This window comes from Bacteroidota bacterium (genome assembly GCA_037133915.1).
In the GTDB taxonomy this organism is placed as follows: Bacteria; Bacteroidota; Bacteroidia; order Bacteroidales; family CAIWKO01; genus JBAXND01.
The window spans coordinates 1-14,370 of record JBAXND010000013.1 but is presented as its reverse complement, the minus strand read 5'-3'; the positions used below and the strand labels follow the sequence as shown (position 1 = coordinate 14,370).

Annotated in this window: 4 protein-coding genes; all 4 read right to left on the bottom strand. The window is 46.1% G+C overall.

Going from position 1 to position 14,370, the window contains the following annotated elements; all coding sequences use genetic code 11:
- Positions 1–271: 271 nt before the first annotated feature.
- The 4 genes from WCM76_06160 to WCM76_06145 all read right to left on the bottom strand — a co-directional run bounded on the left by WCM76_06160 (position 272) and on the right by WCM76_06145 (position 14,017).
- Positions 272–3,310: a glycine-rich protein gene (locus WCM76_06160; GenBank protein MEI6765207.1), complete on the bottom strand. Its 3,039-nt coding sequence runs from the start codon at positions 3,308–3,310 to the stop codon at positions 272–274.
- Positions 3,311–3,584: 274 nt separating this feature from the next.
- Complete coding sequence (locus WCM76_06155) at positions 3,585–7,931, bottom strand: T9SS type A sorting domain-containing protein (protein MEI6765206.1); 4,347 nt, start codon at positions 7,929–7,931, stop codon at positions 3,585–3,587.
- A gap of 717 nt (positions 7,932–8,648) precedes the next feature.
- The gene (locus WCM76_06150) at positions 8,649–13,535 is read right to left on the bottom strand and encodes a T9SS type A sorting domain-containing protein (GenBank protein ID MEI6765205.1); all 4,887 of its coding nucleotides are present in this window, start codon (positions 13,533–13,535) and stop codon (positions 8,649–8,651) included.
- Positions 13,532–14,017: a hypothetical protein gene (locus WCM76_06145; GenBank protein MEI6765204.1), complete on the bottom strand. Its 486-nt coding sequence runs from the start codon at positions 14,015–14,017 to the stop codon at positions 13,532–13,534. Before WCM76_06145 ends, WCM76_06150 begins: the two co-directional genes overlap by 4 nt.
- Positions 14,018–14,370 lie beyond the last annotated feature (353 nt).

The window sequence follows — 14,370 nt, the reverse complement described above, 5'->3', positions numbered from 1 at the left end:
ATCATTGTCCCTTTTTTAGACTTTTTTAGAGGTTTTGGAATATCTGCCAATCATTTGATGACTCCATAATCATCGGCAAATTTTTACGCTACGCACGGTGGCTGCTTTCTTTGTGCTTTCCGGATATATTGAAAATATCCATGAAGAAAATTATCATATACGGCAGGTAAAATCCGTAGCTTAGTCTTGACCTTGATATTTTTACATTTTGCTTTTTCATTGCGGTATTTTTTATTTATAACGCTCCGATTTATTCAATATTATCTGATTATTAATTTTTTATGACATTCATCGCCTTTTTTCCCTGACCCGAGATAAAATCGACAGTGTATACCCCGGGAATCATATCTGATACATTAAGTATGGCGATTCCATTTTGCATCTCGGTTTCCGTTAGTACTTTTACCATAACTACCTTGCCTCCCGCGTCATAAATCATTACATTGGCGGTTTTATCAATGTCTTTGGTAAATGCCACCATAAGTTCGTTTCGGCATGGATTCGGATAATAGTTGACAATAAGCTCTGTTCTGCTGTCGCAATTCGCCGGGACCGGAGTGGTATAAGTAGTGCGCCCGTCGAATCCGGTTTGAAGAAGCCTGTAGTAAACCGTGCCCTTGGTTCCCGATTCATCAATAACTGAATATTTTTGGACTGTGCTGCTGTTGCCTGCGCTTTCTACTACAGTTACTTCAACCCAGTTGTTCAGGTCGTTTGAGCTTTCAACAGCAAAGTTTTTAGTGCCATTCTCGTTAGTTGTTACCCAGTTTACTACTGCCATTCCGTTCTTGCAACTTGCTTCAAACGATAGTATGGTAGTAGGAGGGAGCACTTCAACTGTTTTTCCCTGAATATAAAACGTGGTTGATATTCGTGCACCAACTTCCAGAGAATAAATTCCCGGGGAGGGATCGTTTTCGGTCAGTATCACATTTTCAACCTTTTGCGTCTGCTTCCAGGTTTGGGTGTCTGCAACCATGGTAACTGCCAGATCCCAGGCTGATAATACTGTTGGTACCGCCGTCATCAGTGCATCCAGATCCTCTTGAGTGAAATATAACTTAACCCTTGACGATTTGCCCTGAATTGTTTCAAGCCTCAGGTGGCGTTGCATATATGCTTCATGATTATTCGGCTCGTAGTTTATCTGAGGGTCGATGGTGAGATATGCCGATGTACTTCCCGGTTCCCAATTTCCGCTTGAATCACACACGGATGCCAGCATTTTGTTTGAGCTGTTTATCAGGATTCTCCAGTTATCAGGTTTAGGAATTGCGCATTCGACTGACCTACCGCTGCGCATAGCAATACCATTTGCCGATGGTATGCTTACTACGGCATAGGATGATTCCATAGCAGGGCAGGAGCCGCTTTTTACGATGGCTCTGTACCAGTAAACACCGCCGTCTGTAATTGTTGGTAGGTAATACGGTTGAGTGTTTGCAATGGATGTCCATGTATTACCGCTGTCGGACGACACTTCCCAGCGTATTATTGAGCCTGCATAGGATGTTAACCGAAGGGTATCGGCGGCAACGCCCGGGCATGATGTTCCGCCTCCGCTTACGCCACCGGGTTCGGTGTATATTGATGATGGCACATACACCGGTGTTCTTGATAAGCTCACACAAGTGGGCGATTCCCATGTAATATCGAGCTGACCGTCACCTGTTCTGTTATCCTGTAGGTAAAGAGTATTGAATGATATCATTGGATCAGTCCAGCTGCTTCCTCCGCCACCGCCTGCACCCGAAAGGTCAGTTTGTGCACAGGTGTCGCACCCGGTGCAACCTGCTCCGCCACCACCAAAATAGCCTCCACCACCGGCACCGCCGCCTCCCGGTTGGCCGCTTCCTTCTCCTGAAGCTCCGTTTCCACCGATGCCTAAATTTCCACTTGTTCCGGTGAAAATACAACCGCATCCTGAAACAGCGCCGCCATTTCCACCTGTAATTTGTGTGGCACCAAGACCTGCATTCGATCCAACGCAACTGTGAACGATGCCAAAACCGTCGGAGCCATACTCGCCTCCGCCATTGCCTCCGTTGCCGGAAGACGGATTCGTGCTGCTCGCTCCGCCCTTTCCTCCGCCACCGGCTGCGACCAGTAGACGGTTTGTAAGAGAATTTCCGCCTAAGCGGATATCTGTTGCGCCACCGCCACCACCGCCGTAATATGCACCGCCGGAAACAGATCCACCGATTCCGCCGCCATTCCATCCTGCGTCAGGAGTGCCGCCTTGCGATCCAACATTAATATATAGGACGGAGCCGGGAATTACACTCAGCCTGCTTTTTACTTTTGCACCCAATCCACCCTGGTTTCCGCCCTGAGCGCCCCATGCCACCACATCAACAACCGTCACTCCTGCAGGTACTGTCCATGTTTGCGTGGCACCCGTATAACTGAATGATGCAGAACTGCTGTTTGAAAAGTAGGATTCTGCGTACAAGGTAGTATCGTTGTAAACTGTGATATTGAAACTTGAGCCGCTTGATGTAGTGCCAAGAAAGTTTCCGCCATAATTGGCATCATACCAGTTTATGGAATAACCTGATGAAAAGGCTGTAAGATCTGTTGTTGAGCCGTAGCATACACTAGCCGGGTAAGCCGAAACAGGGGACGGCTCCGGTGCCGCATTTACGGTTACCACCACGGGACTGCGTGAAGTACTCACGCAGGCACCGGCAGCTTCGGCATAATAGGTGGTAGTTGTCTGGGGCGAAACCGGCAGGTTGAATCCGCTGGCTGAGCTGCCGACAAAAGTTCCTCCTGAAGAAGCATTGTACCAGTGAATCATGTTTCCGTCTGAAGTGGCACTTAATTCGGTGTATTCCCCACAATTGATAACAGCATTACTTACTGACGCATTGGTGGGTGCTGCTGGTGGGTTTACAATCAGAGTAACCGCAACACGGTTAGTATTGGTGCAGTTTGAATTATATGCTTCGGCATAGTAAACTGTGGTTATTACAGGATTCACGGGAAAGGCAAGACCACTTAACGTATTTCCAAGTTCGGTGCCGCCGGTAGGAGTGGTGAACCATTTAATTCTGTTTCCTGCCGAAGTAGCCGTAAGATAAGCCGTTTCACCACAGGTAATGACTGAAGGAGATGCCAGCACATCTGTTGGAAGAGCCGGCTCAGGGCAGGTTTGCGGTGATAACGCTATTGTGTTAACATCGAAATAATCACCGCATATCTCAGTACCAACCCTGTTTCCTGACCATAATGCTCTTGTCGCTGATGGCCATGCCAGTGTTAATACTAAGCAGATGATTGCGAGTTTAATAGCGTATTTATTGTTCATGCCGAACCTTTTATTTCATTTATCTCACAAATCTACAATATACTCTACCCTTCTTTCAATAGATGAAAACCCTGAAACGTACGCGTCTTTTGACCTGTTTATTTTAAAAAAAGATTAGTCAATTAGTTAATTTGAAAATTTGTCAAATAAACAATTCAACGACCCAACATTTCAGCCATTCAACATTTTGAAAATGATATAATGATTAAAGAGGCTGCTTTCTGAGACAGCCTCTTTAATCATTACTTTATTGTTGCTTTTTAGTGATATTCATTTACTTCGTTTTAATAACCGTTGCAGCATTTTTTGTTTTACCGGTAATAAATTCAACGGTATACACACCCGGAATAACATCCGTTACATTGATAATGGCTACACCACGCTGCATTTCTGTTTCACTAAGAGGTCTTGCCAGAATAACCTTTGCGCTTGCATCGTACATCATCACGCTTGCAGTCTGAGTCAGGTCTTTATTAAAGGCGACCATCAGTTCGTCCCTGCATGGGTTCGGATAATAATTTACGTTCACTTCCAGATTATCCTTACAGTTTGAAGGTATAGCTGGTGATATCGTTGATTGTCCGTCGTAGTCTGTCTGGCGCAGGCGGTAATATACAATACCATCGTGCGATGTTTCATCAATAGTGGAGTAACTCAGGGTGTGATTGCTGTTACCGGCGCCGCCTATTCTGGCTACATTCGTCCAGTTTTCCATATCCGTTGTGCTCTCGATTGTAAAGTACTCATTATTGTTCTCGGTAGCTGTAACCCAACTGAGCGCAGTCTTACCATTCTGACACTGGGCGTCGAAAGAAATCAATTCTATGGGTAGAGGACCGTCACCACCTTTTCCGTGGATGAAGAATTCTGAGAACTCTGATACTTCAACCTGCACAGAGAAAATTCCCGGGAACGGATCATTTTGTGTTATGATTGGGTCAGGGAAATACTTGGCACTTGACCAACTCTGCATATCCGAAACCTTGGTTACCGCCAGATCATTTGCTGACTGAATATACGGCGCTACTGCCATAAGTGCTGCCAAATCTTCTGTTGTAAAATATAGTTTCACTGTGGCAGGTCCCTGATTGGTAACCTCAACATGTACATGCCTCTGCATGTATGGTTCTCCTGTTACCGGATGATAATTAACCGTAGGGTCGATGGTCAGGGTTGCCATTGTTGCACCTAAACTGTTATGTCCTGTTGTATCAAACAGCGACACTATCAGGTTGTTCTGAGCATCTACAACGTCAACCCAATTATTCGGACTAAGGATGTTGCATGTTATTGAGTTTTCTGTAACCTCTGCAATACCTTGTACTGAGGGCACGGTAACTTCAGCATATCCCGATTTCTCGGAAGGACAAGCACCATTTCCCACATCTGCCCTGAAATAATATGTGCCACCAAGGTCAAGAATTGTTGCATAATCAGGAGATGTATTGGTAATGGGCGACCAACTGCTGCCGTTATCTGTTGAAACTTCCCATTTGTTGATAGTTCCGGAATATCCTGATAACACCATTGGATTGCAGAGGTTACCTGGACAAATGGGTCCGCCACCTGTTACATTGCCTGCCACGGGATTGGTTGATGTTGTTACCGAAACCGGAGTTCTGGTGGCACTCAGACAGGTTTCTGAAAGGTAAGCTTCTGCATAAAATATTGTATCGCTGTTTGCCGTAATGTTGAATGCTTCTCCGCTGTCTGTTGAACCAATCAGGTTGCCCTCCGTGGCGGCGTCGTACCATTTAATGTTAAACCCGTTGGAGGTTGCACTCAGGTCGGTTGCTGATCCAATACACACTAAAGCCGGACTTGCAATAACGGGTGTCGGAGCTGCCGGGGCATTCACCGTAAGGGTAACTGCTGTGCGGGTAGCACTGTTGCAGGTACCGGCGGCTTCTGCATAATAGGTAGTGGTTGCAGCGGGGCCAACACTCAAGGTTGCACCGCTCACGGTATTAGCTATGGCAATGCCACCAACTGCTGATAAATACCAGTTAATTGTATTTCCGGTTGAAACGGCACTCAAATCTGCACTTTGACCGCAAATAATTGCAGAAGGTGTTGCTGTTACCGATACCGGTGCTGCCGGAGGTGTAACGGTTACCACAACGGCTGTTCTTGTTGAGTTGGTGCAGCTGCTGTTGTATGCTTCTGCATAATAAGTGGTGGTTGATGCCGGTGTTACGCCATAGTTAGCTCCACTCGCCGATGTACCTATTTCAATTCCTCCTGACGCAACAGTATACCATTTAATATTGCTTCCTGCTGAAGTTGCATTTAATTGTGATGTTGAACCGCATACTACTGAAGCCGGTGTTGCCGATACCGATGCCGGTGCTGCCGGAGGTGTTACGGTTACCACAACGGCTGTCCTTGTTGAGTTGGTGCAACTGCTGTTGTATGCTTCAGCATAATAAGTGGTGGTTGATGCAGGAGTTACGCCATAGTTAGCTCCACTCGCCGATGCACCTATTTCAATTCCACCCGAAGAAACCGTGTACCATTTAATATTGTTTCCGGCTGAAGTTGCATTTAATTGTGATGTTGAACCGCATACGACTGATGCCGGTGTTGCCGATACCGATGCCGGTGTTGCAGGTGGTGTAACGGTTACTACAACTGCTGTTCTTGTTGAATTGGTGCAAGTGCTGTTGTATGCTTCTGCATAATAAGTGGTGGTTGATGCAGGAGTTACCGCAAAGCCGGAACCGCTTGAAGAAGTGCCTATCTGTGTCCCTCCCGTAGAAACGGTATACCATTTAATATTATTTCCGGCTGAAGTTGCATTTAATTGTGATGTTGAACCGCATACGACTGAAGCCGGTGTTGCCGATACCGATGTCGGTGTTGCGGGAGGCGTTACCGTTACCACTACTGCTGTTCTGCTTGAGTTGGTGCAGCTGCTGTTGTACGCTTCTGCATAATAAGTAGTGGTTGATGCCGGTGTTACGGAAAAGTTGGCAGCACTTGCCGATGTGCCTATTTCAGTTCCACCCGAAGAAACGGTGTACCATTTGATACTGTTTCCGGCGGAGGTTGCATTTAATTGTGATGTTGAACCGCATACAACAGAAGCCGGTGTTGCCGATACCGATGTCGGTATTGCAGGAGGTGTAACTGTTACCACTACTGCAGTTCTTGTTGAATTGGTGCAGGTGCTGTTGTATGCTTCTGCATAATACGTAGTGGTTGATGCCGGTGTTACGGCATAGTTGGCTCCACTTGTTGAAGTGCCAATTTGAGCTCCTCCTGAAGAAACGGTGTACCATTTGATACTGTTTCCGGCGGAGGTTGCATTTAATTGTGATGTTGAACTGCACACAACAGAAGCCGGTGTTGCCGATACCGAAGTCGGTGTTGCGGGAGGTGTAACTGTTACCACTACCGCAGTTCTTGTTGAGTTGGTGCAGGTGCTGTTGTATGCTTCTGCATAATAGGTGGTGGTTGATGCCGGTGTTACGGCAAAGTTAGCTGCACTTGTCGAAGTACCTATTTCAGTTCCTCCCGAAGAAACGGTATACCATTTAATACTGTTTCCGGCGGAGGTCGCATTTAATTGTGATGTTGAACCGCATACAACAGAAGCCGGTGTTGCACTTACCGAAGTCGGTGTTGCGGGAGGTGTAACTGTTACCACAACGGCAGTTCTGGTCGAATTGATGCAGGTTCCGTTGATTGCTTCTGCATAATACGTGGTGGTTGATGCCGGTGTTACCGAATAAGTGCCGCCGCTGGCCATACTGTTCAGCAAGGTGCCTCCTGATGAAGCTGTGTACCAATCGATATTATTTCCCGTTGATGTTGCAGTCAGTGAGCTTGCACTTCCGCATACTACACTTGCAGGTGTTGCAGTTACGGCTGAAGGTGTTGCAACATTTGGTGTTGTAAATGCCGCAGATGTTCCATAGGCTGATGATGTGGAGTTACAGCCTGTTTGTGCATAAACACGCAGGTAGTAAGTAGTATTGCAGCTTAAACCCGTTGCTGTTGCTGTTGTGCCGGTGGTGCTGCTTTGAGCCACACCTGATCCGTAGGTAACGCTGCTGCTTGTTCCCACTACCCAGTAATAAGTAATAGTGCCGCCGCCTAAGGGTGTGCCTGCCGCCCACGAAAGATTTGCAGTTGTGATGTTGCTCGCCGTGCCCGTAATACTTACCGGTGTTCCGGGCGTAGTACAGGAGGTATATTTATACGCCAGTATCTGGTTATTCGTAAGTACCACACAGGGGTAATGGCATAAATGAATATAATAGGTTCCTGTGGTTGGGCAGGTCCAGTCCATGGATGAATTCAACGAAGAGCAGTAAGGACCATAATCGTCCACTGCAGCAACCTGGACGTTCGAAGAATTGTAAATCCTTAAATAGGTATCCTCGCTGGGACCGCCGCAGGTGCTGAAATTGTAAATGTTTCCGGCTATTGCCGAAAATGACCAATAAATCCATTTACTCTTTCCGGTTGATGCAGTATTTTGCCAACTCGTTGTTGGGGTAAGGGAACCCATACTCGTATTTGTGGTCCCGCACATCTGCGCCGATGAGTCAAAAGACAATGCCAGTAAAAGAGACACTATGGCAATTAGTAATTTGTGGGTAAAGGTTGCTTTCATACTACGAACAATTATGTTACTTTTTCTTTTCTTACCAATCTTGTTTTTTTGTGATTCTGAATACAGTTTTTATTCATTCCTCTCTGATGAACTTTTAACTTTGTCAAAACTACGACAGGACACATGTTCGTTTCAATAGATGAATGTCCTGAATTGGAATAGGTCATTTGACTTGTTTAGGTTCAGGGCATTATACAGGTAGATGTTGCTGAAAACACTAGATAATCAGGGGTTATAATGATTAAAGACTTGTTGGCGTCACTATTTCAAAAAAGTTCAGTTATTAGAAAGTGATGATAAAATAATTTGAAAATTCGTTAATTAGTCTATTTGAAAATGAAATAATAACTAAGAACTAAAAACGAATAATAAAGAATGAACCTTTGCGTCTTTGCGCCTTCGCGTGAAATTTTATCAATTAGCTAATTTGGCAATTCAACAAATAGACAATTCAACACCTCAACAATTCAACACCTCAACAAAAAGCAGCTCTTATCAAGCTGCCATTAATATTGTGATTTAACCTAAGCCTATTCGACCGTTTACTTAAACCCCTGTGTGTTTTTATGATTCTGGAACACGCTTATCAGTTGCATGAATAAAATCATGAAATACGGCAGGAAGAAACCCGAATAAAACTTTGTTTTCCGTGATTCATTTTGCTGGTTCATCATAATTGTATGTTTATTTATTAATGTTGCTTGTTGATTCCGGTAATTATTTTGTTTTTACGATGGTCATTGCTTTTTTTGTTTTCCCACAAACAAATTCAACCGTATAAATGCCCGGAATTACTTCCGAAACATTTAATACAGTAACGCCTCGTTCAATCTCTGTATCTGAAAGCACTTTTGCCATGATTACTTTGGCGCTGGCGTCATACATCATCACATTGGCCGATTTTGATATCTCGTTGCTGAACGATATAAGGAGTTCGTCCCGACAGGGATTCGGATAAGCATTTACCTCCAGCTTCTGACTTCCCTGGCAGTTTGCCGGGATTGCGGGAGATGTGCTTGTCTTACCGTCATAGTCGGTTTGCTTTAAGCGATAATATACCATGTCGCCGGATGAGAATTCGTCGACCGCCGAATAGTTTAACAAATGGTTGCTGTTACCGGCACCTTCAACTCTTGCTGCTTCGGTCCAGTTTTGCATATCGGTGGTGCGTTCTATCGTAAAATACTGATTATTCAATTCGGTGGCTGTTGACCATGTGAGCACTGCGCTGCCATTTTTGCAACCGGCCTCAAAGGATACGAGTTCAATGGGCAACGGTCCCTGACCAGCCTTGCCGTGGATGAAAAATTCTGAAAACTCGCTAACCCCGACCTGAAGTGAATACACTCCCGGGAAAGGATCATTTACCGTAAGAATGGGGTCCTGAAAGTACTTCGGGTTTGACCAGGTTTCCATATCAGAAACTTTGGTTACTGCAAGGTCTGATGCCGAAGTTATAGACGGTGCCACAGCCATCAGCGAATATAATTCCTCCTGTGTGAAATACAGTTTCACAAAAGCACCGCCCTGCGACGATACATTGACTTTAACATGTCGCTGCAGGTACGGTTCGCCTGTGGTGGGATGGAAATTCACCATTGGGTCAATGGTAAGATAGGCCATAGTAGCTCCCAGATTATTGTTGCCTGTTGAGTCGAATAAGGAAACGATGAGGTTATTCTGTGCATCCACCAAGTCTACCCAGTTGTTGGGGCTGGCGATATTGCAGCTGATGGAAGTTTGAGTGCCCATAGCGATGCCCTGTACTGTGGGCACAATTACTTCAGCGTATCCCGATTTCTCAACCGGACAGTTTCCGTTACTCACTTCGGCTCTGAACCAATACGTTCCGCCAATACCTAAATTCGTTGCGTATACATTATTCGTATCTGCCAGCGGCATCCACGAACTTCCAAAGTCACTTGAAATTTCCCATTTATTAATTTTACCGGAGTATCCGCTCAGCGTCATTGGTTCGGTCATATTTCCCGGACAAATTTGCCCGCCACCGCTTACGGTTCCACCAACGGGATTCGGTATAACCGATACGGTAATCGGTGTTCTGTCATTACTCAGACAGGTTCCCGAAAAGCTTGTTTCAGCATAAACCGTGGTATTGGAATCAACGGTAATCGTGTAAACGGAATCACTGGCTGAGGTCCCCAGCAGGTTTCCACCGCTTGCTGCATCATACCAGTTTATAGAATATCCTGTCGCGGTAGATGATAGATTGGCAACAGAACCTACGCAAACATTCAGTGGTTCTGCAGTTACATGCGAAGGCGCTGCAGGGGCATTGACCGTTACCACTACGGGTGTGCGGCCCGCACTGTTGCAGGCAACTCCAACTGCTTCGGCATAATAGGTTGTTGTGCCTGCAGGTGTAACACTAAAACTCGCGCCGCTTGCCGATGTCCCCAATGGGCTTCCACCGGATGCTGCGTTATACCATTCAATACTGTTTCCATAAGAAAGCGCACTCAAATCAGTGCTTTGTCCGCAGGAAACGGAAGGTGGGTCGGCTGTGGCTGATGTGGGTTCCTGCAACGGAACTATATGAACTACAATAGCTGTTCTGGATGAGTTAGAGCAAGAACCGGTGATGGCTTCAGCATAGTATGTTGTTGTTGTTGCCGGTGAAACATCAAAGTCACCGCCACTTGCCGAAGTTCCGAGTGATGTGCCGCCCGTGGGAACGGTGTACCAGCTTATAGAATTTCCGTCGGAAACTGCGTTTAATGTTACCTGTGAATTACATATGGCGGTATCGGGTGTAGCCATTATTTCCGATGGCGCGGCAGGAGGGATAACCGTTACTGTTATTGACGGACGTGTGGGATTAGGACAACTGCCATTATTGGCTTCCGCATAATAGATTGTAGTAGATGAAGGTGTAACTGAAATGTCGGAACCACTTACGGCAGATCCAATGGATGTCCCACCTGTGGGAACAGTATACCATTTTATCGTGTTGCCCGGTGACGTTGCATAGAGCGATGAACTTGCTCCGCAGACTACTGAATCGGGTGAAGCAAGCAGATTCAGCGGCGATGCGGGAAGTGAAACCGTAACAACCACCTGTGTTCTTGTTGAGTTAACACAGCTGCCATTATTTGCTTCTGCCCAGTAAGTAGTTGTAGAAACAGGAGAAACTGCAAATACGGCGCCGCTCAATGAGGTACCTATTTCAGCTCCACCCGTAGATACCGTGTACCACTTTATAGTATTACCCGACGAGGTGGCAATAAGCTGTGACGATGAGCCGCATACAAGCAAAGCAGGTGTTGCCGAAACTGCTGAAGGTGCCGCAGGCGGTGTAATTGTAACTACTGTGCTTATCCGGTTCAGGTTCGGGCAGCTTCCATTATTGGCTTCAGCATAATAAGTGGTTGTTGAAGCCGGGGTTACCGCAAAGTTTACTCCACTTGCAGTACTTCCAATGGATGTTCCTCCTGAAGAAACAGTGTACCATTTTATAGTATTTCCCGATGAAACCGCATTCAACTGAACCTGAGAAGAACAATACAACGATGATGGCGAAGCCGTAACATTTGAAGGTAAGGCAGGTGCCGCTACTGTTATTAATACTGCTGTTCGCGTCGGGTTATAACAAACGCCGTTGTGCGATTCAGCATAATACGTTGTGGTTACGGTCGGGCTCACACTGAAGCTGGCTCCGCTGGCAGAGCTTCCCAGACTGCTTCCTCCGCTTGATACGGTATACCAGTTAATCGTGCTTCCTGCCGAAGTGGCTTTTAGCTGAGACGTTGATCCACAGCTTAAGGAAGACGGGGTGGCTGAAGCGCTTGAAGGTACCGGTGGGGGAGTCATACTTACTACAACGGCTACCCTGGTTGGATTGGGACAACTGCTGCTGTTTGCTTCCGCATAATACGTTGTTGTGGCTAATGGAGTAACAGAAAAATTTACACCGCTGGCTGAAGTCCCGATTTGTGTTCCACCGCTTGAAACGGTGAACCATTTAATCGTGTTTCCTGCTGAGGTTGCGTTCAATTGCGATGATGAACCGCATGTAACGGAAGCAGGTGTGGCTGTAACTGAAGTTGGTGTTGTTGGCAATGTCACTGTTACAACTACAGCTGTGCGGGTTGGATTACTGCATGTTCCATTCGTTGCTTCTGCATAATACGTTGTTGTTGTCTGTGGTGAAACAGTGAAATTTGCTGCACTTGCCGAAGTCCCAATCGATGTTCCTCCTGTTGATACTGTGTACCAGGTGATGGTATAACCTGTTGAAGTAGCTTTTATCTGCGATGTTGCGCCACATGCAATAGTTGATGGCGTGGCTGACAGACTCGATGGTAACGGTGGAAGTGATACCGTTGTTACCACAGCTGTTCGGGTTGGGTTGGTGCAGGTTGTATTGCTCGCCTGAGCATAATACGTTGTAGTGGATGCCGGCGAAACAGCAAAATTGGCTGCGCTTGCCGATGATCCCAGTGAAGTGCCTCCGGTTGAGACAGTGTACCAGTCAATGGTACTGCCGGTCGATGTAGCTTTTAGCTGTGTTGTTGAACCGCAAACAAGCGATGATGGTGTGGCGGTTACACTTGAGGGCGTTGGAGGAAGTGTGGTTGTTACCACAACCGCAACCCGGGTGGAATAGACACATGTACCTCTGTTGGCTTCAGCATAATAGGTTGTAGTAGTTGAAGGAGCGACAGTAAAATATGCTGCACTGGCCGAGGAACCTATGGATGTTCCGCCGGTTGCCACCGTATACCATTTTATGGTTGCACCCGATGAGGTTGCTTTTAACTGGGATGTTCCACCGCAAACAACCGAAGTGGGGTTGGCCGTAACGTAGGTTGGCGCTGCCGGTTGCGAAACAGTCACTTTTACTCCTTTTCTGGTCGTATTGGTACATGCTGAGGTAAAGGACTCAGCATAGTACGTTGTCGTTGTTAACGGGCTCACCGAGAAGCTTCCACCACTGGCCATTGTTCCTATAGCTGTTCCCCCGGTAGATACGGTGTACCATCTGATAGATGCACCCGCAGAGGTTGCAGTTAATGAAGAACTTTCCCCGCAAAGAATGGTGGTTGGACTGGCTGCATATCCTGAAGGCGTTGTGGGTACCGTTACTGTTACTAGTACAGATTTTCGTGTTGTGCCAACACAAGTGCCATTAACCGCTTCGGCGTAATAGGTAGTGGTGGCTGCCGGAGTCACGGCAAAGTTTACACCACTGGCAGTGGTTCCAATGGATGTCCCACCTGTTGAAACGGTGTACCATTTTATAATGTTACCGGCTGAAACAGCGTTTATCTGTGAAGTTGAACCGCAAATTACCGATGCAGGAGTGGCCGTTGCAGTGGGTGTTGCAGGCAATGCCGTAGAAAATGCCGATGAAGTTTTATAGGCCGATGAAATTCCGTTGCAGCTTGATTGAGCGTACACTCTCAAATAATAGGTCGTTCCACAGGTTAATCCTGTAGCGGTGGCGGATAATCCTGTAGTGAATCCCTGGGCAATGCCGCTGCCATAAGTAACCGACGAACTTGTTCCCACAACCCAATAATAGGTAACGGTAGCACTTCCAACCGGTGAACCTGCCGTCCATGAAACCGTTGCCGTTGTCATTCCGGTATTAACCCCGACAGCAGTTGCCGGTGTTCCGGGAGTAGAACAGGCACTATATTTATATGATAAGATTTGGTTATTGTTAAGTTTCGCACAACCGTATGTACCAATTGCACATAATAAGTCCCTGTGGTTGGGCAGGTCCAGTCGATAGATGCATTTGAAGTGGCACAGTAAGGACCATTGCCTGCGTTGGCGGCAACGTTCGTTAACGAGGAGTTATGTATATTAATGGTAGTTTCTTCTGAAACTCCGTTGCAATTGCTGAAACTGTAAACATTTCCTGCCGTTGCGGCAAAGGACCAGTAAATACGGTCGCCTGAACCCGTTGACGCGTTATTCTGCCAGCTTGTTGTTAGGGTAAGTGCGCCTTTATTGACACTCGAACCACTACCGCACAATTGTGCTTGCGCTGCGCCTGAAAAGCCCAGGGCGATTATAATAATGGCGGCAATCCTTAGTATTGTAATTCCTGACTTCATAACATCCTTCTTTGTTAGTACTTCTTAATATTCCTGTTCACCACTTCGTTTACATTTTAATATTATGGAGAATTACTTTTTTAATGGGCAGACTTCTCCACGGTTTTTCATTTTCCAAAATTAGGCTTACAGATATAGTCTTATCAACAGGCTTTCATCCTGAAATATACAGGCTATTTGACGTATTTGAAAGAAAGAGAAAAGACGGGCTGTATTATGATAAGATGCAGTTTATGAGTAATATGAGCTCAAGCGGAATTTTACGTATAAATTATTTTAACATGCGTTTTTTTAATTAAATATCACTATTGTCCGATAAAAATACAGAATATTATTTTGCAAACCGCAACAAA

What these genes read in the sequence shown, in the direction of transcription:
- WCM76_06160 (MEI6765207.1), bottom strand. Translation starts at nt 3,310, where the DNA reads ATGAACAATAAATACGCTATTAAACTCGCAATCATCTGCTTAGTATTA.
- WCM76_06155 (MEI6765206.1), bottom strand. Translation starts at nt 7,931, where the DNA reads ATGAAAGCAACCTTTACCCACAAATTACTAATTGCCATAGTGTCTCTT.
- WCM76_06150 (MEI6765205.1), bottom strand. Translation starts at nt 13,535, where the DNA reads ATGACAACGGCAACGGTTTCATGGACGGCAGGTTCACCGGTTGGAAGT.
- WCM76_06145 (MEI6765204.1), bottom strand. Translation starts at nt 14,017, where the DNA reads ATGAAGTCAGGAATTACAATACTAAGGATTGCCGCCATTATTATAATC.